General features: G+C 50.5%; 20 protein-coding genes. 13 read left to right on the top strand and 7 right to left on the bottom strand.

Annotated features, from left to right (window positions below):
* Nucleotides 1–1,874 (top strand): TonB-dependent receptor (locus M0R47_RS07250; RefSeq protein WP_292552429.1); only part of this gene is annotated, 1,874 nt, incomplete at its 5' end.
* Between the two features lie 237 nt (nt 1,875–2,111).
* Here the strand turns inward: M0R47_RS07250 and M0R47_RS07245 are convergent.
* Entirely contained in the window at nt 2,112–3,671 is a 1,560-nt protein-coding gene (locus tag M0R47_RS07245) for a sigma 54-interacting transcriptional regulator (RefSeq protein ID WP_292552426.1), read from the bottom strand.
* 157 nt (nt 3,672–3,828) lie between these two features.
* On the opposite strand from M0R47_RS07245, the gene M0R47_RS07240 reads away from it, so the two are divergent.
* The 5 genes from M0R47_RS07240 (at nt 3,829) to M0R47_RS07220 (ending at nt 7,949) form a co-directional block, all read left to right on the top strand.
* Nucleotides 3,829–4,485: a DUF938 domain-containing protein gene (locus M0R47_RS07240; RefSeq protein ID WP_292552423.1), complete on the top strand. Its 657-nt coding sequence runs from the start codon at nt 3,829–3,831 to the stop codon at nt 4,483–4,485.
* Nucleotides 4,486–4,684: 199 nt separating this feature from the next.
* Nucleotides 4,685–5,419, top strand: a complete 735-nt coding sequence (locus M0R47_RS07235; RefSeq protein ID WP_292552420.1) for an SDR family NAD(P)-dependent oxidoreductase — start codon at nt 4,685–4,687, stop codon at nt 5,417–5,419.
* A gap of 10 nt (nt 5,420–5,429) precedes the next feature.
* Nucleotides 5,430–6,041: a DUF1326 domain-containing protein gene (locus M0R47_RS07230; RefSeq protein ID WP_292552417.1), complete on the top strand. Its 612-nt coding sequence runs from the start codon at nt 5,430–5,432 to the stop codon at nt 6,039–6,041.
* Nucleotides 6,038–6,793, top strand: coding sequence for a DUF2182 domain-containing protein (locus M0R47_RS07225; RefSeq protein WP_292552414.1), 756 nt, complete (start codon nt 6,038–6,040; stop codon nt 6,791–6,793). The genes M0R47_RS07230 and M0R47_RS07225 overlap by 4 nt, the downstream gene beginning before the upstream one ends.
* Before the next feature lie 37 nt (nt 6,794–6,830).
* The gene (locus M0R47_RS07220) at nt 6,831–7,949 is read left to right on the top strand and encodes a L,D-transpeptidase family protein (protein ID WP_292552445.1); all 1,119 of its coding nucleotides are present in this window, start codon (nt 6,831–6,833) and stop codon (nt 7,947–7,949) included.
* A gap of 9 nt (nt 7,950–7,958) precedes the next feature.
* Here M0R47_RS07220 and thiE read toward each other — a convergent pair whose 3' ends face one another.
* The 3 genes from thiE to M0R47_RS07205 are packed head-to-tail and all read right to left on the bottom strand — an operon-like array spanning nt 7,959 to nt 10,261.
* Nucleotides 7,959–8,576: a thiamine phosphate synthase gene (gene thiE, locus M0R47_RS07215; protein WP_292552442.1), complete on the bottom strand. Its 618-nt coding sequence runs from the start codon at nt 8,574–8,576 to the stop codon at nt 7,959–7,961.
* Nucleotides 8,572–9,363 carry a hydroxymethylpyrimidine/phosphomethylpyrimidine kinase gene (locus M0R47_RS07210; RefSeq protein ID WP_292552411.1) on the bottom strand — a complete coding sequence of 264 codons (792 nt, stop codon included), beginning with the start codon at nt 9,361–9,363 and terminating at the stop codon, nt 8,572–8,574. The genes thiE and M0R47_RS07210 overlap by 5 nt, the downstream gene beginning before the upstream one ends.
* A gap of 4 nt (nt 9,364–9,367) precedes the next feature.
* Nucleotides 9,368–10,261 carry an OmpA family protein gene (locus M0R47_RS07205; protein ID WP_292552408.1) on the bottom strand — a complete coding sequence of 298 codons (894 nt, stop codon included), beginning with the start codon at nt 10,259–10,261 and terminating at the stop codon, nt 9,368–9,370.
* Between the two features lie 213 nt (nt 10,262–10,474).
* Between M0R47_RS07205 and cydD the strand changes: the two genes are divergently transcribed.
* The 5 genes from cydD (at nt 10,475) to M0R47_RS07180 (ending at nt 20,343) form a co-directional block, all read left to right on the top strand.
* On the top strand, nt 10,475–12,313 hold the full coding sequence (cydD, locus tag M0R47_RS07200; protein WP_292552405.1) for a thiol reductant ABC exporter subunit CydD: 1,839 nt from the start codon (nt 10,475–10,477) through the stop codon (nt 12,311–12,313).
* A complete protein-coding gene (cydC, locus tag M0R47_RS07195) occupies nt 12,310–13,989 on the top strand; it encodes a thiol reductant ABC exporter subunit CydC (protein ID WP_292552402.1) in 1,680 nt (559 codons plus the stop codon). The genes cydD and cydC overlap by 4 nt, the downstream gene beginning before the upstream one ends.
* Nucleotides 13,990–14,838: 849 nt before the next feature.
* Nucleotides 14,839–17,421 carry a PAS domain S-box protein gene (locus tag M0R47_RS07190; protein WP_292552399.1) on the top strand — a complete coding sequence of 861 codons (2,583 nt, stop codon included), beginning with the start codon at nt 14,839–14,841 and terminating at the stop codon, nt 17,419–17,421.
* Nucleotides 17,418–17,876 carry a response regulator gene (locus tag M0R47_RS07185; RefSeq protein WP_292552397.1) on the top strand — a complete coding sequence of 153 codons (459 nt, stop codon included), beginning with the start codon at nt 17,418–17,420 and terminating at the stop codon, nt 17,874–17,876. Before M0R47_RS07190 ends, M0R47_RS07185 begins: the two co-directional genes overlap by 4 nt.
* A 4-nt stretch (nt 17,877–17,880) precedes the next feature.
* The gene (locus tag M0R47_RS07180; RefSeq protein WP_292552394.1) at nt 17,881–20,343 is read left to right on the top strand and encodes an EAL domain-containing protein; all 2,463 of its coding nucleotides are present in this window, start codon (nt 17,881–17,883) and stop codon (nt 20,341–20,343) included.
* Nucleotides 20,344–20,873: 530 nt separating this feature from the next.
* Here the strand turns inward: M0R47_RS07180 and cydX are convergent.
* The 3 genes from cydX to M0R47_RS07160 are packed head-to-tail and all read right to left on the bottom strand — an operon-like array spanning nt 20,874 to nt 24,184.
* On the bottom strand, nt 20,874–21,446 hold the full coding sequence (gene cydX, locus M0R47_RS07175) for a cytochrome bd-I oxidase subunit CydX (RefSeq protein WP_366513176.1): 573 nt from the start codon (nt 21,444–21,446) through the stop codon (nt 20,874–20,876).
* A gap of 9 nt (nt 21,447–21,455) precedes the next feature.
* On the bottom strand, nt 21,456–22,625 hold the full coding sequence (cydB, locus tag M0R47_RS07165) for a cytochrome d ubiquinol oxidase subunit II (protein ID WP_292552391.1): 1,170 nt from the start codon (nt 22,623–22,625) through the stop codon (nt 21,456–21,458).
* Between the two features lie 2 nt (nt 22,626–22,627).
* A complete protein-coding gene (locus M0R47_RS07160) occupies nt 22,628–24,184 on the bottom strand; it encodes a cytochrome ubiquinol oxidase subunit I (RefSeq protein ID WP_292552388.1) in 1,557 nt (518 codons plus the stop codon).
* A gap of 354 nt (nt 24,185–24,538) precedes the next feature.
* Between M0R47_RS07160 and M0R47_RS07155 the strand changes: the two genes are divergently transcribed.
* Complete coding sequence (locus M0R47_RS07155; RefSeq protein WP_292552384.1) at nt 24,539–25,819, top strand: FAD/NAD(P)-binding oxidoreductase; 1,281 nt, start codon at nt 24,539–24,541, stop codon at nt 25,817–25,819.
* Between the two features lies 1 nt (nt 25,820).
* Nucleotides 25,821–26,021, top strand: a complete 201-nt coding sequence (locus tag M0R47_RS07150) for a DUF2892 domain-containing protein (protein WP_292552381.1) — start codon at nt 25,821–25,823, stop codon at nt 26,019–26,021.
* Nucleotides 26,022–26,027 lie beyond the last annotated feature (6 nt).

Genomic DNA, 26,027 nt, shown 5'->3' with positions numbered 1-26,027 from the left:
CGATCTCGGTAGAAACGCCTGAGCCGGTTTTTGCCGAGCCGGGCAAGGATATTTTGCTGGATGGCAGCGCGTCATCGTTTTACCGCAGCAACGGCGATGCCTTTGGCGGCAGTATCTCCGCAGGTGTGGCCAACCAGAACGTGCGATTGGAGTATACCGGTTCGCATACCGAAAGCATGAACTATAACGATGCTAACGGCCAAAATGTGCAATCCAGCGCTTACGAGAATCAAAACCACTCGGCCGCCCTGTCGTTCAAAACTGACAACCACTTAGTGGTGATTCGAGGCGGCCAGCAGCACCAGCCTTTTCAGGGCTTTCCGAATCAACGGATGGACTTGACCAACAACGACAGCATATTTGGCAATATCATGCACAAAGGTGATTTCGACTGGGGTACGCTGGAGAGCAGGTTCTACTACGAGAGCACCCAGCACAGCATGGATATCGGCCAGGACAAGCATAACCAATTCCTGGATGGGTCAGCGAGCGGAGGCGGTTTCGCGCCGCCTAACGATCAGATGCCGATGGAGACCCGTGGCCGTAACCTGGGTTACAAGATCATGGCGGAGATCCCTTTCTCCGACCGTGATACATTCCGTATCGGCAACGAATATCATAGCAACCGGATCAGGGACTTTTGGCCGGCTGTACATACCGATACAACGATAGCAGCCAATAATAACGATCCTCGCACTGCGTTCTGGATGATGGCGCCGGAGAGCTACATCAATATCAACAACGGCGAGCGGGACCGGGTCGGTTTTTTTGGCGAATGGGAAGCCAACTGGAATGCGCAATGGAAAAGCTTGCTGGGTCTACGCTACGATCATACCAATACCGATACCGGCGATGTGCAGCCGTATAACCCGGATTTGATCAATACGGGGCCGGCCAGGACGATGGACAGGGCAGGGGCGATTACCGCATTAAACGCGGCCAATGCGTTCAATGCACGCGATCACGAGCGTAATAACGATACCTTCGATGTGACCGCGTTGATGCAGTACACCCCTAACGATATGAGCCAGTACGAATTCGGCTATGCGCGCAAAAATCGTGCCCCCAACCTTTATGAACGCTATACTTGGGGAGCGCGCAGAATGGACATGGCGATGATCGGCTGGCATGGCGACGGCAACGGCTATGTCGGCAATATGGATTTGACCGAAGAAACCGCGCATACCGTCAGTTTCACCGCAGCGTTTCACGAACCGAAAAGCAGTCTTTGGGAAGTCAGCGCCACGCCTTATTTCACTTATGTGAATAACTTCATTGATGCGGATCGCTGCCAGAGCGCATCGACGTCAACTGCCAGCGGTTGCGGCGCGACCCCTCAAACAGCTACCAACAGCTTCGTCTATTTGCAATATGCCAATCACGACGCCCGGCTGTGGGGCGCCGATGTCTCAGGTCGCGCCCAGCTGTATAAGGACAATAAGCTCGGAGAATTCGCCACTCATACCACGATGAGTTACGTGCGGGGAGAGCGCATGGATGGCGGTAATCTTTATCATATGATGCCGTTCAACATGAAACTTAGTCTGGATCATCGCTTGAGTAACTGGCAAAGCGCGCTGGAAATGCAATTCGTCGATAGCAAGAGCGATGTGCAGGCGATTCGCAACGAAACCCAAACGCCGTCGTATATTCTGCTGAATGCCAGAACCGGCTACGAATGGGGCAAAGTGCGCTTGGATGTCGGCTTGGATAACGTGTTGGACAAACAATATTACCAGCCGTTGGCCGGTGCTTATCTTGGCGACCGTTACGGCATGAACCCAACAGCGGCATCCAATGTTACCGTGCCTTGGGGGCGAAACATCGCCGGCATGGGGCGCTCTGCTTTTGTTGGTATCACTGTCAAATATTGATACCGTTTACACGGGCAACGCCAGGGATGCAGCGCACTTGTTGTGTTGCGTCCTTTTTTATCCGCAAATGACGTCGCTATATCGCAGTGGAAAGCAGGTCTTCTTGCCATAAAACAGACTGGGGCGATATTGCGACTTGGGCTCGTATTTTTCATTTACCATTAAAGTGAGTCTATGGAAATGGAATGCGAGCCTAAACGGCGCAAAATGGGTTTCAAATGCAAACCGCTGCAATAACTAGGCTCTGCGATAATCCGCCAAATTAACCCCATGCTTTTTCAGCTTGCTGTAGACGGCGCGCGATGTAATGCCCATGTCTTCCGCTACTTTTTTTACGTCGCCCTGATGCTGTTTCAGGGCGCTTTCAAGAAACGCTTGCTCTGCTTTGGCAAGCGCTTGTTCCTTGATGTCTTTCCATTCCTCAAGGTTGAGTGTTTTGGCCGGAAGCGGTAAATCCAGCTCGGTCATTTCTTTACCGGTCGCAAATAAAATGCTGCGCTCAAGGATGTTTTCCAGTTCGCGGACGTTGCCCGGCCAGGGATAGGCGCGGATTTTCTGCATCACTTCACGGCTGACCGATTCGACCGCTTTGTTATATTTCTTACTCAGGCGCTGCACAATCAATTGCACCAGGTAAGGCAAGTCTTCCGGGCGTTCGGCCAGCGGCGGGATGCTTAACCGGACCACGTTGATGCGGTAATACAGGTCGTTGCGGAACAGGCCTTGTTGGACCAGTTCTTCCAGGTTGTTGTTGGTTGCGGAGATTATTCTCAAATCGACCGACAGGGTCTGCTTGCCGCCGACTCTTTCCAGCTCGCCCTCCTGTAGCACGCGAAGCAGCCGGGTTTGTGCGGCCGGGGAGAGCGCGTCGACTTCATCCAGAAACAAGGTTCCTCCTTCGGCCCGTTCAAAGTAACCTTGATGCACTTCGATGGCGCCGGTGAACGCGCCTTTTTCATGCCCGAACAGCGCGCTTTCGATCAGGCTCTCAGGAATGGCGCCGCAGTTGATCGGGATAAAGGGTTTGTTGCAGCGGTCGCTCATCGCATGGATGGCGCGCGCGATCAATTCCTTGCCGACGCCGGTTTGACCGTGAATCAGCACGGTTGCCAGCGTTGGTGCAATCACTTCGATGGATTGCAGGATTTTCTGCATGGCCGGCGATTTGGCAATAATCGCCGGGGGCTGGTGTTTTTTTGCCGGCTGTTTGCTTTGTTTGCGCCAAATCTGCTGCATGCTCTGTTCGATGCGCGAGTGCAACTCGTTAATATCCTGCATTTCCTTAACGGGCGTGGTGTCGGTGTATTCCATGCCCGGACGGTTTTTTGCCGCGTTCGGGTTGGTGTACACGCACACTTCGCATTTGCCGTCGTGGCGGGCAATGCTTTTTTTGATTTCAACTTTAGCGTAACCGAAATTCCTGGCGGCAATGCCGCCAAAGACGCTGGATGTCATTCTACATAATTCGGGGAAATTGGTGACCCGGTCGCCAAAAGGGCAACTGGTATTCACAACGGTAATGCAGTCCTGGTTGCTCGAAACCAGTGAAAATTTACCGCCAATATTGTTCTTGAGGCCGAGGATCAGCTCGATATAGCTTTCTTTGTCAAGTAATTCGGTGTTATGCGCTTCTTCCCGGTAAGTTTCTTCAAAAAAGCACCCGGCAGTCTTGGCGATATGCTCGATCAATTGCTCGCAGTGCTTTTGTCCCTGTTGTTCGCTGGCATGCATTAACTCAAGGATAAAAGTTTGCAGGAAAAAAGTAGGCGTTAAATCGGAAAGCGAGTTGTTGGTCATGATGTTTTGTGAAGTAAATTTTCTCTCATTGAAGCATAGCTTCATTAATGAGGTAAAGTAAAAAATCAAGTTGTTGTAATTTAAAGAAAAAATTATTGATAATTACTGGCACGGCGCTTGCTGCTGTTGAAGAGGAACTAACAATGAGGAGTTAATAATGAGTCAAGATAAACCAACTTTAGATCCACATCCCTTAAGCGAATATGTAGCCTGGGCCGGAAACCGCAACCGCGAACCGCTTTTAGGCGTTTTAAAAGAAAAGCTGCCCAAAGACCCTGCAAATGTTTTGGAGCTCGCCAGCGGCAGCGGCATGCATATCAATTTTTTTGCACCGCATTTCGAGCATCTGCATTTTCATCCTTCCGATAAGGATGAAGAGGTTTTTGAGAATATCAAAAAACTGTCGACCGATCACAAAAACGACAATATAGCCGACCCTGTTCATCTGGATTTAACCGATCCAGACACTTGGTTTAATGCCGGTAAGCCCTTTTCATTTTCGGCAATTTTTTGCATCAATATTTTTCAGGTAGCGCCCATTTCTATTGCTGACGGCATGATGAAATGCGCTGAGCGATTACTGGATGATAACGGCATTTTGCTGATTTACGGACCGTTTCAAGTGGAAGGCACGTTTACCACCGATTCCAATAAAGAGTTCCATGAAACATTAAGTTCAGCTGGCGTTTCAGAGTGGGGTTTAAAAGATGTCGCCGATCTGAAAAAGGCGGCGGAAAATCACGGCTTAGAGTTAAAAGAGCAGATCAATATGCCTGCTAATAACTTTTCGCTGATATTTGGTAGAAAGGGTTAAAAAAGACGAAAGACGAAAGATGAAAGATGAAGGGCGAAGGGCGAAAAAAGCTTGCATTGATGGTTAAGAACTTTTTCAATTTTTAGCCTTTAGCCTTTAGCCTTTAGCCTTTAGCCTTTAGCCTTTAGCCTTTAGCCTTTAGCCTTTAGCCTTTAGCCTTTAGCCCTTCTTCAATGATACTCAATTCAGGAAATTAACGATGGAGAAAAAATGTTCAGCCATTATTATCGGGGTTGGTCCAGGGCAGGGACTGGGCGCTATACTCGCCAAATATTTTGCAGCAAAAGGTTTGCACGTTTATATAGCCGGGCGAAGTGAAGACAAGCTTCAACAGGTTGCCGAAGACATTCGGCAAAAAGGCGGTTCAGTCAGCATAGTGCTTGCCGATGCCACTGTTGAGTGCGATGTAGCGCATTTATTTAAAGTGGCGCGATTGGAGGGTCATAGCATTGATATTGCCGTTTATAACGTTGACAGCAACATCCCCTCGCCTTTGTTGGAAACGGATGCGGAAACCTTTACCGCACTGTGGCGGCAAAACTGCCTGGGTGCCTTTTTTTTCGGCAAGGAAGCGATTAACGCTATGAAAGACAAGCATAAAGGAACGCTGATTTTTACCGGGGCGACAGCGTCGTTAAGAGCAAAGCCGCCGTTCACCGGGTTTGCCGCCGCCAAAGCCGGATTAAGGGCGTTAGCGCAAGGCATGGCAAGAGAATTCTCGCCGCAGGGCATCCATGTGGTGCATACCGTTATTGACGGGGTAATTGACGGAGACCGGGCAAAAAACCAATTCCCGGACTATGTTAAAGCTAAAGGCAAAGAGGGCTTGCTACAGTTGGACGCTATCGCCGAAACCTATTGGGCCATTCACCAACAACATCCCAGCGCATGGACTCATGAGCTGGATTTGAGACCGTTCAAAGAACCGTTTTAGGAGGTGTGATATGTCGGAAACCAAAAACTGGATCTTGCAAGGTAGCTATTTTGAAACCTGTAACTGCGAAACTTCCTGTCCTTGCGTATGGCTGCAACCGCCGAGCCAAGGCGACTGCAAATTGCTGGTCGCATGGCATATTGACCAGGGACACCTGGGTGATCAAGCACTGGATGGGTTGAATGTTGCGTTGGCGTGTTATTCGCCGGGACTCATGATAGACGGCAACTGGCAAGCGGCCTTGTATGTCGATGAGCGCGCAGATGACCATCAATTGGATGCGATTGTGCAAATTTTTAGCGGCCAACAAGGCGGGCACCCTGCCATTTTAATGAGCTTTGTCAGCGAAGTGTTGGGTGTGAAAAAAGTAAAAATCGACTATCAGGAACAGGGTAACAGCCGGCGCTTGATTATTCCCGGCATAGCCCAAGCCGATATTGAAAGTGTCCAGGGCATAACCGGCGGGCAGGCAACGATTAACAATCCGCCTTTGTGCGTGGTAACCAGTCATCCTGCAATCGTCGCCAAATCAAAAGACTACCAGTACCAGGACTACGATAAGGACTGGCAGTTTTCCGGACGTAACGGTTATTTCTCCGCATTTGTTTATCAACCTCAATGAATTGGCTTAAAACGCAGACTGCAATTTTAGCGATGGTGCTGGCATGGGTTTTTGCTGCCTGGAGCTATCTGATTTATCAACATACCCAAATGACATCTCAGCCGATGTCGAGTATGTGGATGCCGCCTTCAGAGCCATTGGCATGGCGCTTTATCGACTTTGCTCTGGTTTATTTTATGTGGGCCGTGATGATGGCGGCAATGATGCTGCCTTCCGCTATGCCGATGATTTTGGCGTTTGCCCGTGTGTGCCGGCAGCAAAACAAGGCGGTCTATAAGTTGACCGGCCTGTTTACTTCGGCCTATGTGGGAATATGGATGTTATTCAGCACCGCGTTGGCATTGCTGCAATGGCAAATGCATGGCCTGACCTGGCTGTCGCCGATGATGGAGAGCCAAAATTCAATATCGGCAGCCGGTATTTTGTTCGTGGCTGGCTTTTACCAGTTTATGCCGATTAAAAACGCCTGTCTGGTGCACTGCAAAACCCCAATGGGCTTTTTGTTGAATGAATGGCAGGATGGGTCAGCCGGTGCATTCAAGATGGGATTAAAACATGGTGCATACTGTATAGGCTGTTGCTGGGCGCAAATGCTGATCATGTTCGTCGTGGGCGTAATGAACCTGCTGGGAATGGCGTTGATGACCCTGTTGGTCGTATTGGAGAAAACCTTGCCGCTGCAAGCAAAGCTCATTTGCAATGTGGTAGGCGTCGCATTTATTGCGTGGGGAATCGTCCTGTTAATTGCTTAAAAAAATTTCCGTTAATAAACCTGAGAAAATTACCTTCATGAAAATCCGTTCGCTATTTGCTTGTTCGTTCTTATTGTCTGTGTTCGGCGGTACGGCTAATGCCACGACCTATACGTTGCCCGAAAATAGCAATGACAGCGTTATCACCCAGTTTCAAGACGATGTGCCTTTAACGCGTGCGGAGCAAAACGAGACTTTGCCGGATGTGGCAAGACGTTTTCTTTTGGGACAAACGGAAATCGTCAGGTTGAATCCGAACCTTGATCGCTGGCAAGTCAAAAAAGACGAGATTGTTCGTTTATCCAACAGACGCATTTTGCCGGATACGCCGCACGAGGGCATTACCCTGAATATCGCCGAATACCGGATGTATTATTATCCGCCGGCTCAAAAAGGCGTTGCGCCGCAGGTTATGTCCTTTGCTCATGGCATCGGTCGGCAAGACTGGAAAACGCCTCTGGGCAAAACCAAAATTGTACGCAAGGTCAAAGATCCGGCATGGCATCCGCCGGAATCGATCAGGCGCGAACATGCCGCAAATGGCGATCCGTTGCCGGGCGTGGTTCCGCCGGGTCCGCATAACCCTCTGGGAGCCTACATGCTGCATCTGGCCGTACCCGGAGGCTACCTGATACACGGCACCGATATAGATAAGATTTACGGCATCGGTATGCAGATAACGCATGGTTGCGTGCGCATGTATCCTGAAGATATTGAGGCTTTGTATAACTCGGTTCCGGTAGGAACGCCGGTTTACATGGTCAAACAACCGATCAAGGTTGGCTGGCTGGACAATACGTTATACATCGAAGCGCATCCCGATCTTGAAGGAGAAGAAACGACGCTGGAGCAGAGATTGGATACGGCGTTGAAGCTCATCCAGAAAGCCAATATCGCCAGGGACGGTGTGTATGCCGCAAGCCTGCCGGGAGCAGGCGCGGCGATCTCCAGGGATGGAGTGTATGCCGCTGGCCAGTCAGGAACTGGCGCGGCGCGGGTCTTGCCTGAATTTGATCGAACAGCGTTAAATCAGGCCCTTACCGTGCTGGATGGCAATCCGGTGGCGATTTATCAAAAAGTAGCGCCACAACCGGTGTTGCCGGTAGCGTTACCAGTAGGGCATGGTTCTAAGGGCGGGTACTTTCATGGCGTTTAAGGAAAGCATTTAACGGCTGAATAAAGTCTGATAAGCCCGAGCCGATTGTTCCGGCTGATCGTCGAATATCCCGCCGATGACCGCCAGCAAATCGGCTCCCGCTGCAAGCAGCTGTCCGCCATTGTCCGGCAGAATGCCGCCTATCGCGACAATGGGGATGGTCAAGGCAAGTTTCGCCTGCCTTAATGTTTCAATCTGGGCGGGCGCCGCCAGCGGTTTTGACGAGGACGGGAAAAACCGTCCGAACGCCGCATAAGTTGCGCCTTGTTCCTGGGCGGCTACGGCCAGTTCGACAAAGTTGTAACAGGACACGCCGATAATCGCATCGCCGCCCAACTGCTTTCTGGCCTGGATAACAGCCCCGTCTTCTCTGCCGAGGTGAACGCCGTCGGCGCCGACCAGTGCCGCAAGTTCGATGTCGTCATTGATCAATAAAGGCACGTTATGGCTATGGCAGATTTTAACCAGCTCGCGGGCAAGGAATGGCGCATCAACCGGGTTTTTGTCCCGGTATTGCACAACGGCTGCACCGCCTTTAATGGCCGCGGCAACTTCGCTGATAATGGTATCGCCGGATTTGTTCGCGGTCTGAGTGATCGCGTACAGTCCGTTGGTTGGAAACTTAATCACTCTCGTCCATCCAGAAAAATCGATTGGGAATATGCTGGCCTTGGCCCGGTTGGTAGGCAGCATGTAATGAATTCCAGGTGTATTCCTGGGCCTCTATGACCGCCTGCAACGGCTCCAGGCCATGCGCGATTAATGCCGCAATGCTGGAGGCCAGTGTGCAGCCAGAGCCATGATAGCTGAACGGCAATCTGTCCCAAGTGTAGGTTTCCCAGCTGTGCCGGTCATGGAACAGCTGATTGCTGACCGAAGGCGTGTCTTCATGGCTGCCGGTGATCAGCACATAGTCGCAGCCTTTTTCCAGTAATGCCAGGCCACAGTCGTTAAGATCGGGCAATCCGGCCAGCTTTCGCGCTTCTTCACTGTTCGGCGTTAACACGGTAGTGCAGGGCAACAGCAAGTCAATAATAGTGACAATCAGCCGGTCGTTTGACAGCTCAGCGCCGCCACCCGCCGCCAGCACCGGGTCCAACACCACCGGAATATGCGGGTGTTGTTTCAGTATCTCATGAATGGCGGCAGCGGTTTCATGGTGGCCGATTAAACCGATTTTAAAAGCTTTGACCGGCAGATCGTCCAACAAGGTGGTGGCTTGACTAATAATGGCTTCCGGGTTTTGTGGGATGAGTTTTTTTACATTCCGGGTGTCCTGCTCGGTCAAGGCGGTGATAACGCTGGCGGCATGGCAACGATGACTGACCAAAGCTTCAATGTCGGCCTGAACCCCAGCGCCTCCGCTGGGGTCATGACCGGAAAATGAAAGCACAACGGGGCGGTTTAAGCTCATGGTGTTATTGTTGGTAATAGTACGGCTGCTGCGGATAGTTCTGCTGCTGAGGATAACCTTGTTGCGGGTAGCCCTGCTGTTGCGGATAGCCTTGTTGTTGGGGGTAACCTTGCTGCTGCGGATAACCCTGCTGTTGCGGGTAACCTTGTTGCTGAGGATAGCTTTGTTGTTGAGGATAACCCTGCTGTTGTGGGTAACCTTGTTGTTGTTGTTGTTGTTGTTGTGGGTTACCTTGCTGCGCCCCCGCATTATTGTTGGCGACAATAGCCAACTCTACCCGGCGATTCTGTCCGCGATTGTCCTCACTCACATTAGGCACTTTCGGCATCTTCTCGCCCATGCCCTTTTGGGTCAAGCGGGAAAAATTTACGCCATGTTGCGATAAATAGCTTGCAACGCTGGCTGCACGTCGCTCGGATAACACCTGATTATAACTGTCTGTGCCTTTATCGTCGGTATGACCGGTGACGTTGATCGTCGAATCCGGGTATTGATTTAGTACCCTCGCAACTGAATCCAAGGCGCCTTGTGCTTGCGGCGTTAAATCCGCCGAATCAAATGCAAAAGTAACGTTGCTCGGCATGGTTAGGTTCAGCGTGTTTTCCGCGGTTCTCTGCACTTCAATGCCGGTGCCTTGTAAAGATTTCTGCATGTCTTCTTGCTGTTTATCCATATACACGCCCACAGCCGCACCAAGGGCGCCGCCGGCTAAAGCGCCCCATCCGGCATTCTGAAGATCGTTGCCGCCAAACAGCGTTCCCGCGCCTGCGCCGACCGCTGCGCCCAGTCCGCCGCCCATGGCTGTCTTGCTGAGGCTGGATTGTCCGGTGTAAGGGTCAGTGACACAAGCTGTCAAAAGAACTGAGCTTATACCTATCGTCAATAATTTAATTTTCATAGGAATCTCTTTAGATTGATTTGGATGGGACTTCTAACGAAGTCAGGTCAAGCGCTCTTTGTTAAAGAGACGTTGTTAACATTATATATCGCACTTACTAAATTAAAGCTGAACATTGTCGACAATTTTGGCAACAAGCTATCGACGCGGCAAAGGCTTCCGGCAAAGCCGGTGTGATATGCTTGGCTTCAATAAAACGAACGGCAAAAAACAGTGAAGTTAAAAGAAACAGATAACCAAGCCTATTTCGATAAAAGCAAGGCCAGAGAAAAAAACTGTGCCGACTGGTTAAAAACGCAACGCAAAGCGGTTCGCAAACCCATTTTATTTGCCGCTATGGCTGGCATTGCCAACGGCTTGGGCGTAATTGCCCAATCGGCATTGCTTGCCTTTATCCTGCAAACGCTCATTATCGACAAGCTGCCATGGACATCCTTGATTACGCAGTTCATAGCGCTGGCTGCTGTTTTCATACTGCGTAGCGCGTGCGTTTATTTGCACCAAAGCTGGGGATTTGAGGCCGGGGCGCAGGTCAGGGCGTCGGTAAGACAGCAGTTGTTCGACAAGTTTTTAGCGTTGGGCCCCGCTGCAATCAAACAACGCCAAAGCGGTGAACTGGCGGCCGTTACCTTGGAACAGGTCGATGCGCTGGAAAATTATTTTTCGCGTTATTTGCCCCAGCAAATGATCGTCGGCGTACTGCCGATCATCATGATTATCGTGGTCATGCCGGTTAACTGGGTGGTCGGCTTGATCTTTTTGGTGACCGGGCCGCTGGTGCCGATTTTCATGGCTTTAGTCGGCATGGGCGCCGCCTCGGCAAATCGCAGCCAGTTTTTGGCGATGACGAGAATGAGCGGCTATTTTCTGGATCGATTGCAAGGGCTGGCGACACTCAAGCTGTTCGGCCAAGCGAGCCAGGAGCTAGCCAATATCAACCAAATTGCCGAGGGTTTTCGGGAAAAAACCATGGCAGTTTTGCGTATTGCGTTTTTATCGTCGGCAGTCCTGGAATTTTTTAGCGCGGTTGCGGTTGCCCTGGTGGCCGTGTATGTCGGGCTGGGCTTGTTAGGGTTGGTTCATTTCGGCCCGGCTATGCATATCAGCTTAGGTGAAGCGCTGTTCGTATTACTGCTGGCGCCCGAGTTTTTTATGCCGCTCAGGCAGTTGGCGATCAATTATCATGACCGGGCCGCGGCATTGGGCGCGACTGACGCCATCCTTGAAATACTGGAGCAAGACGCCGAGGTGGTAAGTGATTTAAATAATGATATAGGTGCAAGACAATCGAACCTAGTTCCCACGCGCCGCGTGGAAGCTCATGCCGCCCGCGCTGCGGGCTGTTCCTCAACGCAACGCGTTGATACAGCGTTCCCACGCAGCGCGTGGGAACGAGAAGAGGGTAACACCTGCCTAATAGAATTTAACAATGTTAGTAAAACATATGGCAAGCGGCAGGTCTTAAGCGATATCAATCTGCACATTGCCGCCGATGAAAAAATTGCCTTGGTCGGCGAGTCGGGCGCCGGAAAAACGACGCTGTTAAATCTGTTATTGGGTTTTGAAGCGGCAACCGAAGGCCAAGTGTTGCTTAACGGTCAAATGATTAACCGGGACTATGCTGTTCAAACCATCGCCTGGGGCGGCCAAAACGCCTACATCTTCCACGGCAGCATCAAAGACAATATCGCGCTGGCCGATCCCGATGCGTCCGAGCAACGCATTGCCGAAGCGGCACAAGCGGCCGGCGTGACTGAATTCAGCGCGCAGTTGCCGGACGGTTTGTTGACCCGGATTGGCGAGCGAGGCTATGGCTTGTCGGGCGGACAAGTACAACGAATCGCGCTGGCCCGGGCCTTTTTAAAAAATGCCGACATCGTGTTGCTGGATGAGCCTACCGCCAATCTCGATGCCGCCAACAAAACGCTGCTGTTGGATGTGATCGATAAGCTGTTTGCAGATAAAACCCTGATTATCGCTAGCCATGACCCCGAAGTGATTAATAGAATGGGCAGACGGATCGAACTGCTGCAAGGACGGGTGGTATCGTGAAAGATTTATGGTTTTTCCTGAAATTATTCAAGCCGCATAGCGCCTGGTTAGCGGGCGGAATAGCGCTGTCACTGCTGACGGCATTCGCGTCTATCGCCTTGTTGACGCTGTCAGGCTGGTTTATCAGCGCTTCGGCTATAGCGGGCTTAATCGCTCTCGACGGCAATACGCTGATCTTCAATTATATGTTGCCGGCGGCACAAATCCGCACGTTGGCGATCACCCGCACGTTAGGCCGTTATGGCGAGCGGATAGTCACGCATGAAGCGACTTTCCGGGTATTGGCGGGAATACGCAGCTGGTTTTTCCGGCAGCTTGTTCCGTTGGCTCCGGGGCGTTTGTCGACTATGCGCAGTGGCGATTTGCTGTCACGCATGACAGCGGACATTGATGCCTTGGACGCATTGTATTTGCGATTGCTGGCTCCTGCCGTTGTCGCGGCGGTCGGCATAACCGCTGTTACCGTCTTTTTGGCTTTTTACGCGCCGGTCATCAGTTTAACGACCGGCCTGATGCTGGTGATTGCCTCGGTTTGGGTGCCGTGGATTTTTAACCGCCTGGGTAGCGCCGGGGCCGAAGAGATCGTCGTATTGGCGGCCAATTTCAGGATTCGGCAACTCGATATGATCCAAGGCTTGGCGGATTTAATCGCCAACCAGGCTTACGGACGGTTTAGCGATAAGCTGGTGCAGTTTTCCGACTTGATGATCAGTATCCAACGCCGGAACAACCGCTTGTCGGCGATTTCTTCAGCCTTCACCTTGTTGCTGTCGCAGATAACCTTGTTGATGGCATTGATGCTTGCGGCGGTGGCATTTAAAGACGGCCTGTTATCGGGAACGGATTCCGCCGTGGTCGTTTTTTGCGTGATTGCGGCTTTTGAATTAGTGACGCCGTTGCCGCAAGCCCTGCAAATGTTAGGAAAAACCCAAAAAGCCGCCCGGCGCATCAGGCAGGTTACCGAAATGCCGCCGACCATTACCCCGGCGGCTCAGCCACTAGCCTTGCCGGGCTGTTATGATTTGCAGTTAAACGAGGTGAGCTTTCGCTATCCGGACCAGCAGGAGCGGGTGCTGAAAAATATCAGCCTGGTTATTCCGCAGGGCGGAAAAATCGCCATCGTCGGCCCCAGCGGTTCGGGCAAGACCACCTTGTTGCAGCTGTTGATGCGTTATTACGATCCAGAGCAGGGCAGCGTGTTATTGGCAGGACAGGATATCAGGCAATTCGATGCCGATGAACTGATGAGCTGTTTTGGCGTATTGTCCCAGCGCAGCCAATTGTTTGCGGCTACGATCAGAGAAAACTTGTTAATTGCCAGACCGGACGCATCGCTAGCGGAACTGAATGCCGCGGTTAAAGCCGCAGGGCTGGAGAATTTTATCGGTTATTTGCCGGAAGGTCTTGAAACCTGGGTCGGCGAGAGCGGCGTGAAAGTGTCGGGAGGCGAAGCGCGGCGTATCGCCCTGGCGCGGCTTTATCTTAAAAATGCGCCGGTATTGATTCTGGACGAGCCAACGGAGGGTTTGGATCGCGATACGGAGCGGGATGTATTCACAGCGTTGGCGAATTTTTCCAAGGATAAAACCGTGGTGATGGTGACGCATCGTGAGGCCGGGTTGGGCTTGGTCGATGTCGTCTATAGCATGGAGCAAGGCGTTTTACGTGAGCTGTAGTTTATTCAAAAAATTAACGGATACAAGCCGGACACTCTCATTATCCGAGCGAAGCAATTTAAGTTGTTTATGCTCTTCGACAGGCTCATGGCAGGCTGCACTGCGTTCCCAAGCTGGAGAGACTGTGAAAGTATTATCAAAATTAATTTAAAAAACTATTCACCACGAAGGCACGAAGGTCACGAAGAAAAATAATTGTTTAAACTCAATGTATTGAAAACTTCGTGTCCTTCGTGCCTTCGTGGTGAATGCTTTTGCTTTTGTTCTAAAACGCATACTTTCACAGTCTCTGGAGCTTGGGAACCAGCACGCACTATTAGCACTCACTTTCGAACCAAGCCGGACGGGGCCTATCGGCCTGTTTCTCGCCTGACGCCAGGTAAGGGATTGTTGGAGTGACGATCCCGCAGATACCTGTATAACGATGAGCGCAGTGCGTGGGAACGAGGGCGAAACAACCAACTCCCGTATCTTCGGCCCATATAAATACCTCGCTAACCAAGAAAATACAGAGGCTGTCATCCAGCATCAACTGCATCTCCTTGTGGATATGAATACCGTTTTCGGTAATGATTAGTCGATCTGCTGGAATATCGGCTCAAACCCAAGGTGGTTTCCCGGATTCGGATTGTAAGGCGGCTTGGCTGCAATTTTGAAAACGAACAATTGAACAAAACTCTAGCTCTACAAAATGGAGTCAAGCTGATTCCCCGGTCACTGCTGCATCCATAACCACAAAATTTGCAATAAAAGGTAATAAGGGATAAGTTTCATGCAGGTGTTCGAAAAAATCCTTGCACTGATTTGGCATGACGTTAAAAACGATAAACTGAAATGGTGGCTATCACTATGAGTGGTAAGTTTTTTAGCTCAAACGAAGATCAGCAACATTGGTCGATAATCCGCCAGTTCATTCTCATATGGGCGCTGCTGACCCTGGCCTTGGCCATCGCGTTGTGGAGCGTTTATAAAACTCAAGAAAAATCAATGCTCGCCTACATAAGCGATGAAGAGCGAAAGACTATAAGAGTGGGCAGTCATTTTATCGTCCAAGAATTGCAGGAGCTGCACGACGACCTGTTTTATCTAAGAGATAAGCCGGCGTTGCACGACTGGCTCGATAATGAATCTCCCCTGAATACGACGAGCTTGAGCACTGATTGGGTTACTTTTGTCAAATACCGGGAGCGTTATGAGGGTATCGTGTTTCTGGATGAAAAAAAACAGGAAAGAATGCGCGTTAACCGGGACCACGGGCTGCCGGTGATTGTGCCCGAGAAAGAGTTGCAGGACAGGACCAATCTCTATTTTGTCGGGCAAACGCTGGCCCTGGATAAGGATAATGTTTATATATCCTCATTCGATCTTATCATTGAACACGATAAGATCGATCAGCCGGTCAAGCCTGTGGTCCGGTTCGGTACGCCGGTGTTCGATCGACGGGGGCAAAAACGCGGCATCATCCTGCTTAGCTATGGGGCGCAACAACTGATAGACCGGATTCGGACAATTGCCCGGCAAAGCGTCGGCGACTTATGGCTGCTGAACGCCGAGGGTTATTGGCTGATCGGCGCTCGCCCTGAAGACGAATGGGGCTTTATGTATCCTGACCGTAAGGATAAGCGCTTCACCAACGACTATAGCGAGGCCTGGGCCTCTATTATCGAGCATCCCGAGCGGCAGCAGTTCATGGCTAATGGCGATTTATTCACTTATGACGAAATCCTGCCGAAAACCCTGTTCGGAGACATCCTCGAAGACGTTGTTAGCGGCGATGAGCGCTGGCTATTAGTGGCCCGCGTGCCGGCCGAAAAACTGCTTACCAAACATGTGCTGCAAGCCAGGTTGCTTGCCTTCACCGCGTTATCCCTGCTATCAGGCGTAGTCAGCTGGTTCATTGCCCACTACCGTACACGGCGGCAACAGATAGAGCAAGAAGTGATCGCCAGCGAAGCGCGGTTTCGCAGTTTGGTTGAGTCGGCGCCCGACGCCATTATCATCGTCAATGGAGAAGGGCATATCGTATTGGTCAATACGCAGGCCGAACTTTGGTTCGGCTATAGCCGCGACGAGTTGCTTAATCAGCCGGTCGAATTGTTGATACCCGAGTATTTGCGTATAGCCCATCAGGGCTATCGGCAAGCTTATACGCAGAACCCGGTAGTTCGTCCGATGGGAGTAGCCTGCGATTTGCATGGCCGACGCAAGGATGGTAGCGAGTTACCGATAGAGGTCACCTTAAGCCCCTTGAAGATAGGCCTGGATCTATTCATCATCGGCATTATCCGGGACATTACGGCCCGTAAACGATCTGAACAGCTACAACGCGAGGTGCAAGCCAAGTATCAGGACCTGGTCAATAATCTGCGGATTGGCGTCTATCGCCACACTTCGGAGAGCGGATGCTTTCTTGAAGTCAATCCGGCCATCGTCACGATGTTCGAAGCAGAGTCTGCCGAGCAATTGCAGAAGCACTCTATAGTTGATTTGTGCCGTGATGCGGGCTGCTGGGAAGTATTTATGGATAAAATCAAACAACAGGGCTTTGTCGATAACGAAGAGATACCGCTGGTTACGCTAAAGCATCGCGAGTTTTCCGCATCCGTTACCGCCGCTATGAAAACGGACAGCTCCGGCAATACTTATTATGATGGCATCATCGAAGACATCAGCGAGCGTAAAGAAACAGATCGCCGCATCCAGCAACTGAATACGGCGTTGCGCGAACGAGCCATGGTTCTTGAATCGGTCAACCACGAGCTCGAAGCCTTCAGCTACTCGGTCTCCCATGACTTGCGCGCGCCGTTGCGCGCCGTGGACGGTTTCAGCCGCATTCTGCTTGATGAGTACGCCGACCGGCTGGACGACACGGGCCGGGACCGATTAAGACGGGTACGAACCGCCGCCCAGCGCATGGCGACGCTGATTGACGATTTGCTTAAATTGTCACGCATTACCCGGTCCGAATTGAAACGCGAAGACATCGATTTGAGTGCGCTTGCCGCTGAGGTGATCGATGAATTGCGCAATCAGGAACCGAATCGCGTTGTGCAATGCACAATTCAACCGGGCTTGATTGTCTGGGGCGACGCCCGGTTATTGCGCATCGTGCTGGATAACCTGCTGGGTAATGCCTGGAAATTCACCAACAAGCAGCCTGAGGCGCAGATCGAATTCGGCATGCAAATGCAGGACGATGAACCGGTCTATTTCGTGCGGGACAATGGCGCCGGGTTTGACATGGCCTATGCCGAAAAGCTGTTCGGCGCTTTCCAGCGCCTGCATGATACCAACGAGTTTCCGGGCACCGGCATCGGGCTGGCGACCGCGCAGCGGATTATCCATAAGCACGGCGGACGGATTTGGGCCGAAAGTAAGGTCGAACAGGGAGCGATCTTTTATTTTACGCTGGAAGCTAGAGAGGTTTTATGAAAAATAAGGTCATTCTTTTGGTAGAGGACAATCCTGATGATGAGGAGCTTACCCTGCATGCTTTCGAGAAAAACAACATCAATAACACCATAGTGGTGGCGCGCAACGGCGCCGAGGCGCTGGATTATCTGTTTGCCATGGGTATTTATGCCGGGCGCGATCCCAATGATTTGCCATTGGTTGTGCTGCTGGATCTGAAGCTGCCTAAAATCGACGGCTTGGAAGTGCTGCGCCGAATCCGCGACAATGACTTAACCCAGTTGCTGCCGGTCGTACTGCTGACTTCATCGAATGAAGAGGAGGACCGGCTCAAAGGTTACATGCTGGGCGCCAACAGCTATGTCCGCAAACCGGTCGACTTCGACGAATTCGTTCGGGTAGCCGGCCAGCTCGGGCTTTACTGGATACTGCTCAATGAGCCGCCGCCTCGTTGTCCGGATTGCACAAAAGGGTGATGTCATGGATGAGCCGATAAATATAAAACAGCCATTGCGCATACTGATTGTTGAAGACTCCGAGGATGATACCTTATTGCTAGTGGATCAATTGGAGCAGGAAGCAGGGCGGCTTGTCGATTGGCAGCGGGTTGAGACGGAACAGGCTTTAACCGAAGCACTGCAACAGCACTGGGATATCGTGCTGTCCGATTATACGATGCCGCATTTGAGCGGTATGCGGGCGCTTGAAGTGGTCAGGCTGAACGATCTCGACCTTCCTTTCATCTTTGTGTCAGGTACGATCGGCGAAAATACCGCCGTGAAAGCGATGAAATCCGGCGCCCAGGATTACGTCATGAAAGGTAATTTATCCCGCCTGATGCCGGCTGTGGAGCGCGAGCTTCAGGAAGCACAGCTGCGCCGGGAACGCCGTCAGACCGAACAGAGACTGCGCAAGCTGTCCCTGGTTGTGGAGCAGGCGGCCGACAGCGTACTCATTACCGATCCCAACGGCTTTATTGAATATGTCAATCCGGCTTTCGAGCGAATGACCGGCTATAGCCGGGCTGAAGCCGTAGACGGTAAACCTTCATTGATAAAATCCGGCCGGCATGATCAGGCTTTTTATCAGGATATCTGGGAAACGGTGACCAAGGGCGAGATATTCAGGGGAACTTTGATTAATCGCAAAAAGAATGGCGAGCTGTTTTATGAGGAGAAAGTCATCACGCCCTTGAAGGACGAGCAGGGGCATGTGACCCATCTGGTTTCTACGGGACGGGATATCACAGAACGCGTTAAGGCCGACGAAGCGCGCGCTCAGCTGGTAACTATTCTGGAAGCCACGACTGACTTGGTCGCGATTCTCGATCCCGGCGGCTGCCTTCAGTATCTCAATAATGCCGGTTATCGTTTGCTTGGTCTCGATCCGAAAGTGGACCTGAGCAAATATTGCCTGACTGAGCTGTTTCCCGAACGCATAAAGCAGAAATTGCAGAGCGAAGCCTTGCCTGTCGCCTACCGTACCGGCAGTTGGTCCGGGGAAACCGCGTTGCGGCGCATCGACGAAATAGAAGTCCCGGTGTCGCAAGTCCTGCTGGTACATCGCGATGCAGCCGGCGAGGTTGAATACCTGTCCACAATTGCCCGCGATATTTCCGAACGCAAACGTTTTGAAGCCGAATTGCAGCATCAGGCTACTCACGACATTCTGACCGGCCTGCCAAACCGGATTTTGCTGATGGACCGGTTAAATGCAGAAATGGAGCGCGCCCGGCATGCCAATAATTTCGTGGCGGTATTGTTTCTGGATATTGATAACTTTAAGCGGATCAATGACAGCATGGGGCATGCAGTCGGCGATTCCTTACTCAAGCAGATTGCCGATAGGCTACAGGCGGCTTTACGCCCTAACGATACCATTGCCCGTTACGGCGGTGATGAATTCGCGATAATAGCGGGCGATCTGATCCGCTCTGAAAGTATATTAGCCGTATTGCGCAAGATTTATGCCGCTTTTGAGCGGTCGATGTCGCTCGGTGCGCAGGACGCCTACATCACCTTCTGTACCGGCATCGCGATTTATCCGCATGACGGTACCGGCGTCGAAGAGTTGCTGCGCAATGCCGGCACCGCCATGTACCGGGCCGCCGGAGCGGGCCATAACCAGTACCGTTTCTATGCCCCGGACATGAACGCCCGCAGCCACGAATTGCTGACGCTGGAGACCGATCTGCGCCTGGCCTTTAAACATAATGAGTTTATTGTCTATTACCAGCCTAAGGCGGAGCTTAGTTCCGGCCGCATTGTCGCAATGGAAGGGCTGATCCGTTGGCAGCATCCGCAACGCGGTTTGGTGCCGCCGGCTGGTTTTGTGTCAATGCTGGAGGAATCCGGATTGATTATACAGGTGGGGGAATGGATGCTGAATCAGACTTGTGCCGAGTTTAAGGAAATGGAGCTTCAGGGGATGCGCATTTCTGTCAATGTCTCGGCCTCCCAGTTTAGCGACCCGGAACTGTTACGCAAAGTAGGCCATATCATGAAACAGCAAAACATGCCTGCGGATGCGCTGGAGCTGGAAGTGACCGAGAATATCGTTATGCAGGATCCGGTCGCTGCTGCCGATACCTTGAAGAAATTACGATCTTTGGGCGTTCGCATTGCCATCGACGACTTTGGTACCGGCTATTCATCGCTGTCCTATCTCAAACGCTTTCCGCTGGACGCGCTTAAGATCGACCAGAGCTTTGTGCACGACCTGACCCACGATGCCAACGATGCGGCTATTGTTGAAGCGAGCATCACGGTTGGCAAAAAGCTCGGTCTCGAAGTCGTCGCGGAAGGCGTAGAAACTAAGGAGCAATTCGAGTTCTTGCGCAACCATGGCTGCGATCTGGCTCAGGGCTATTATGTCGGGCGTCCCTTGCGCAAGGCCGAATTTATCAAACTGTTACGCGAGAACGGGGTGGTCAACGGGACGTAGATTAAGCCGTTTCCGGGCAACTTCACGGTCGAGTCAATAATCCGAAATATCAACGCCCGCTGTTGTCATCGAATTAGGTGGAGACACATCGCTATTTTTGTTCTTTGCGTTCACTGTCCTCCGGGCATCCGTAATGTTTGGCCGTGTAAGACGATATCAATATGGAAACGCTGAGAATGGTTTTAGTGATCATGAACGATTTAACCATCAGAGTTGTACTCAGACGCTGCCGCAGCTAAGGGTTTTGTTAAGCGGTTTTTACCAGGAAGGATAAGCGCCTGAATATAAGTTTACAGCTAAGGTTCAGAGCTGGAGTGCAGGCTCTGCCTGCTTTGCAAGCACCAAAAGTAGGCGCTTTAGGCGGAGCTTGCACTCCAAAATACCGGAAAATTTTAGCTCGATTACTTACGAGGTTTTATATTTTTCCGCGTCCTTCGGTGGCATTAAAAATTCTGAACACACGAGCATTCAAGATATAACTTGAAGCCGGACGGATTTTTGTAAATCCGTCCGGGAAGTGTGAGTTCGGTTTAAGCGTTGCTCTTTTCTGCTGCAATTCTGATCAATTCGTCCACTTCATTCGCTGTAGCGGAAAGTTCATCAGGAGCGGTGGGCGAGGAGTATTCCGCAACCCCTGTGCCCACATCAACAACCAGATGGGGCGCTTTAACACATGCTGTAATTTCATGTTTAATCTGCGCCGCGACCTGCTCGGCTTTTTTTAATGGAGAACCGGGCAGTGCAATAAGAAAATCCTGGTCACCCATTCTCGCGGCAATATCAACGCCCGGTCTGATGTCTTCCTGAAAACAGTCGGCTACGTTGCGTAACACGGCGTCCATTTCAAAGTCGGATAAATTATTCTTGGCTTTAAAATTATTTAAGCTGATAAAAAGAACGGAAAATGGAAAACCGTTGCGTTTGGAGTTCTCGATTTTTTCTTTTAAACGGACCCGCATTGTCTCTTTTGTTATCAACTGGGTTAACGGGTCCAGGGGAATATGTTCCTTATCCCATGTTTCCTGCGCCTCCAGCCGAAGCACATTGATAATGCCTAATGAGCAGGCCAGCAATACTCCCAGTATCCAAGTGAAATACCACATAGTTATCTCCTAAATAGCCGTACGATCGGTTTGATGATTCTGTTCCGGCGTTATATCAACCTCATGAATTTGCTCCGCCGTTATCTTGCCGCGCAATACACGAAATACCCAGGTGGTGTAAGCGCCAATGATGGGTAAAAAAATCACCGCCGCCCAGAACATGATTTTTAAAGTGCTAAGGCTGGAACTGGCATCCCACACGGTCAATGAGCTATTCGAAGCTGAGCTTGACGGCAGCAGGAAAGGAAACATCGCTACACCCGCGGTTAAAATGATGGAAGTGACTGCTAATGAGCTGGTTATAAACGCCAGCCCCGGGCGTTCAATTTTTGATAGCAGAATAGTCACAGCACCGGCGACAAAAGCCAGTGCAGGAATAGTCCACAACACTGGATAACTTTCGTAGTTATCTAGCCATAACCCCGGTGCTTTCTGGACAATTTTTGTCAATGGGTTGGACTGTGCGTTAGGGAAAACTTCGGAAGTGATCTGGTAACCGTCAATATTGGAAACCCAGATACCCGCCGCAGCAAAAATTGCGAGTGCGATGACTGTGGAAACAGTAACCACTTTTTTACAACGCCGATTAATATTGCCCTCAGTTTTAAGCTGTAGATAGACGGCTCCGTGCATAATCAGCATCGATAAACTAATCAGTCCCGACGCTAATGCAAAAGGGTTTAATAGTGCCCAGAATGATCCGGTATAAAAAATGCGCATATCGTTATCCAAGTGGAACGGTACGCCTTGCAGTAAATTGCCGAAAGCAACGCCGAAGATTAATGCCGGTACAAAGCCGCCGATAAATAACGCAATATCCCAGTTGTTGCGCCATTTCTGGCTGGGCAATTTGTTGCGGTAATCGAAACCTATCGGTCGCATAAACAGCGCAAACAAGGTCAGCAGCAGCGCAAAATAAAACCCTGAAAAGGCTACGGCATAAGCGGCAGGCCAGGCGGCAAATAACGCGCCGCCCGCAGTGATAAACCAGACCTGGTGGCCTTCCCAGGTCGTGCCTATTGAATCAATAATGATGCGGCGTTCGGTATCGTTTTTGCCTAAAAAGGGTAATAAGATGCCTACGCCCATATCATAGCCGTCGGTAATGGCGAAGCCGATCAACAAAACGCCTAACAGGGCCCACCAGATCAAGCGCATGGATTCATAGTCGAAAGTCATAGTTATGCTCCTGTGGCGATTTCAAAGTGGTAACGGCCTGTATGCAGGCTGCTGGGACCTAACTTGATGAATTTGAGCATCAAGAACATTTCGATGATCAAAAATACCGTATATAAACCGATATAGCCTGACAGACTCAGGTAGATATCCAGTTCGGTAAGGGAGGATGTGCTTAAAAAGGTTGGTAAAATCTCCGCAATAGTCCACGGTTGACGACCAAATTCGGCCACAAACCAGCCCAGTTCAGAGGCAATCCAGGGTAAAGGAATCATATAAAGGCTGGCACGTAATAACCAGTCTTGTCGGCACTTACGAATTGAGCTGGCGACAACCGCTAAAACAAAGATCACCAACATGATAAATCCGCAAGCCACCATGACCCGAAAAGTCCAGAATAAAGGCACGACTCGAGGTATTGAATACTGCACTGCCAGTTCTATTTGCTGATCGGTCGCATCGACTACTTTTTCTGTATAACGTTTAAGCAACAGACCGAAACCCAGATCTTGTTTATAGTGTTCAAACTCGGCCCGGACAATGGGATCTTTGTTGCCTTCTCTTAAGTTTTGCAGCAGTCCGTAAGCCTTCATGCCGTTATGGATACGTAAACGGTTCCTTTCCATAATCTCCGATATACCGATAACCGGCTCGTCAATGGAACGCGTACCGATCAGACCTAATAACCAGGGGATTTTTATGGCGTAGCGCGTTTCCATGGCTTCCTGGTCTGGAATACCGATAGCCGTAAATGCCGCGGGTGCCTCTTCAGTATGCCATTCTGCTTCAATAGCGGCCAGTTTGGTTTCTTGTACCTCGCCGTCGGTATAACCGCTTTCGTCGCCCAACACGATAACCGACAGGATGGCGGCCAGACCAAAGCCCGCCGCTATGGTGTAAGAGCGTTGCGCAAAGGCGGCATCGCGACCTTTGAGCATGTAGTAAGCGCTGATGCCCAGCACGAAAGCAGAAGCGGTGGTGTAACCTGCGGCAACGGTATGGACAAATTTGACCTGAGCAGCCGGATTAAGTAACAGATCGGCAAAGCTGGAGAGTTCCATACGCATGGTTTCATAATTAAAGTACGCTCCAGTCGGGAATTGCATCCAACCGTTAGCGATCAGAATCCACAATGCAGATAAGTTGCTGCCTAAAGCGACCAGCCAAGTCACCATTAAATGCTGTCCTTTGCTTAATTTATCCCAGCCAAAGAAAAACAGGCCGACAAAGGTAGATTCCAGGAAAAACGCCATCAAACCCTCGATGGCAAGCGGCGCGCCGAAAATATCGCCGACATAATGCGAGAAATACGACCAGTTCATGCCGAACTGGAACTCCATGGTCAGGCCGGTCGTCACGCCCAGCGCAAAATTGATGCCGAATAATTTTCCCCAGAACTGGGTCATATCCTTGTAAATTTGTTTGCCGGTCATGACATAGGTCGATTCCATAATCGCCAATAAAAACGATAAACCTAATGTCAACGGAACAAACAAAAAATGGTAAAGAGAAGTTGCCGCAAACTGCCAGCGAGATAGATCAACCACAGCCTCTGAAATCATAAATTCCCCTTGATTTGGAATCTTGTAGATCGGAACTTGAGAAAAGTGACGCTGACTATGTATGCCAATGTCTCTTGTGTTTTAAAGCAATATATTTAAAAAGGCAACTCTGCCTGAGTTTTAGCTTACACTAACATTTGCACTTGGATGCAAAGAGAGTATTGTGTTATTGTCTATCAGCACTTGCTAATATACAAACTTATTTTTAAGCTTTCGGTACTTCTGTCTGATCGGTTACGGGAACTCTAATTACTGCTCAGTGTTGGTATCGCTTCACTTTAATGATATTTTCAATTAACCGGGATTAATTGAAAATACAAGAAACATAGTAGTAACTATTATGAGGAGATTATCATGGCTCGTATTGTAGTTTTAGGCGCAGGTATCGGCGGCGTACCGATGGCTTATGAAATGAAGGAAACGGTAGGGAAAAGTCATGATGTCATTGTGATTTCCGATACGCCCACTTTTCATTTCGTTCCGTCGAATCCCTGGATTCCACCTAAATGGCGCAAACCTGAAGATTTAAAGATCGAGCTGGCGCCGGTGATGAAAAAGAAAGGTATCGAATTCATCCAAAAGGCCGCTGCAAAGGTCGACCCCGCAAATAATCAGGTGCTGCTGGATGACGGCTCGGCCGTTGCTTACGACTTCCTGGTTATTGCGACAGGGCCGCGCTTGGCCTTCGATGAAGTCCCCGGCTTAGGGCCTGACGGCTATACCTCATCAGTCTGTCACGTCGATCACGCCGAGGCGGCTATCGGGGATTGGGACAAGTTCATGGCAGATCCCGGTCCGATTGTTATCGGCGCGGTTCAGGGAGCATCCTGCTATGGCCCAGCCTATGAATATTTAATGATTATTGAAACCGAATTACGCAAAAGAAATATTCGCGACAAAGTGCCGATGACTTTTGTTACCGCGGAACCTTATATCGGGCATTTGGGCTTAGGCGGCGTCGGCGATACCAAAGGCCTGCTAGAAAGCGCTTTGCGTGACAAGACCGTCAAATGGATTACCAATGCCAAGGTCGACAAAATCGAGTCCGGCATGATGTACGTGACTGAAGTCGATGATGAAGGCAAGGAAAAGAAAAAACATGAGTTGCCGTTTAAGCATTCGATGATGCTGCCGGCCTTTACCGGCGTTGACGCAGTGCGTAATGTGGACGTTGAGGGGCTGGTTAACCCACGAGGCTTTGTTATAGTGGACGAGTATCAGCGCAATAAAACTTTCAAAAATATTTATTCTGTCGGCGTTTGTATCGCCATTCCGCCTGTTGAACCGACGCCGGTACCGGTTGGAGCGCCAAAAACCGGCTATATGATCGAGTCGATGGTGACGGCCGCCGCGCATAATATTGCCGATGAATTGGCGGGCAAGGAGCCGACCCATAAAGCAACATTGAATGCTTTATGCTTGGCCGACTTTGGCGATTCCGGCGTAGCATTTTTGGCTAAGCCGCAAATTCCACCGCGTAATGTTACCTGGTCTGCGCAAGGTAAATGGGTGCATCTAGCCAAAATTATCTTCGAAAAATATTTCATGCGTAAAATTAGGAAAGGCATCAGTGAACCGTTTTATGAAAGGTTCATGCTCAAATTAATAGGCATAGTCCGGTTAAAAGGAAAATAAGATGAATATTGATCGCGCAATCTTTGCCGTGGCCGGCGGTTTTATTTTGATTAGCTTGTTACTGGCGCATTATCATTCTGAATTATGGCTATGGTTTACCGCTTTTGTCGGCGCTAACTTGTTGCAGTCGGCATTTACAGGATTTTGTCCGATGGCAATCATACTTAAAAAATTAGGATTTAAACCGGGCACTGCATTTTGATTGCAT

The organism is Methylobacter sp., from assembly GCF_023227905.1.
Lineage (GTDB): Bacteria > Pseudomonadota > Gammaproteobacteria > Methylococcales > Methylomonadaceae > Methylobacter_A.
The sequence above is the reverse complement of the archived record's forward strand: the minus strand, read 5'-3'. Positions and strand labels throughout refer to the sequence as shown.

Bases quoted from the DNA above. Each gene is read 5' to 3' on its own strand.
- M0R47_RS07225 (WP_292552414.1), top strand. From the start codon at position 6,038: ATGAATTGGCTTAAAACGCAGACTGCAATTTTAGCGATGGTGCTGGCA.
- M0R47_RS07190 (WP_292552399.1), top strand. From the start codon at position 14,839: ATGAGTGGTAAGTTTTTTAGCTCAAACGAAGATCAGCAACATTGGTCG.
- M0R47_RS07210 (WP_292552411.1), bottom strand. From the start codon at position 9,363: ATGAGCTTAAACCGCCCCGTTGTGCTTTCATTTTCCGGTCATGACCCC.
- M0R47_RS07235 (WP_292552420.1), top strand. From the start codon at position 4,685: ATGGAGAAAAAATGTTCAGCCATTATTATCGGGGTTGGTCCAGGGCAG.
- M0R47_RS07160 (WP_292552388.1), bottom strand. From the start codon at position 24,184: ATGATTTCAGAGGCTGTGGTTGATCTATCTCGCTGGCAGTTTGCGGCA.
- M0R47_RS07240 (WP_292552423.1), top strand. From the start codon at position 3,829: ATGAGTCAAGATAAACCAACTTTAGATCCACATCCCTTAAGCGAATAT.
- M0R47_RS07245 (WP_292552426.1), bottom strand. From the start codon at position 3,671: ATGACCAACAACTCGCTTTCCGATTTAACGCCTACTTTTTTCCTGCAA.
- cydB (WP_292552391.1), bottom strand. From the start codon at position 22,625: ATGACTTTCGACTATGAATCCATGCGCTTGATCTGGTGGGCCCTGTTA.
- M0R47_RS07220 (WP_292552445.1), top strand. From the start codon at position 6,831: ATGAAAATCCGTTCGCTATTTGCTTGTTCGTTCTTATTGTCTGTGTTC.
- cydX (WP_366513176.1), bottom strand. From the start codon at position 21,446: ATGTGGTATTTCACTTGGATACTGGGAGTATTGCTGGCCTGCTCATTA.
- M0R47_RS07185 (WP_292552397.1), top strand. From the start codon at position 17,418: ATGAAAAATAAGGTCATTCTTTTGGTAGAGGACAATCCTGATGATGAG.
- M0R47_RS07155 (WP_292552384.1), top strand. From the start codon at position 24,539: ATGGCTCGTATTGTAGTTTTAGGCGCAGGTATCGGCGGCGTACCGATG.
- M0R47_RS07205 (WP_292552408.1), bottom strand. From the start codon at position 10,261: ATGAAAATTAAATTATTGACGATAGGTATAAGCTCAGTTCTTTTGACA.
- M0R47_RS07150 (WP_292552381.1), top strand. From the start codon at position 25,821: ATGAATATTGATCGCGCAATCTTTGCCGTGGCCGGCGGTTTTATTTTG.
- M0R47_RS07230 (WP_292552417.1), top strand. From the start codon at position 5,430: ATGTCGGAAACCAAAAACTGGATCTTGCAAGGTAGCTATTTTGAAACC.
- M0R47_RS07180 (WP_292552394.1), top strand. From the start codon at position 17,881: ATGGATGAGCCGATAAATATAAAACAGCCATTGCGCATACTGATTGTT.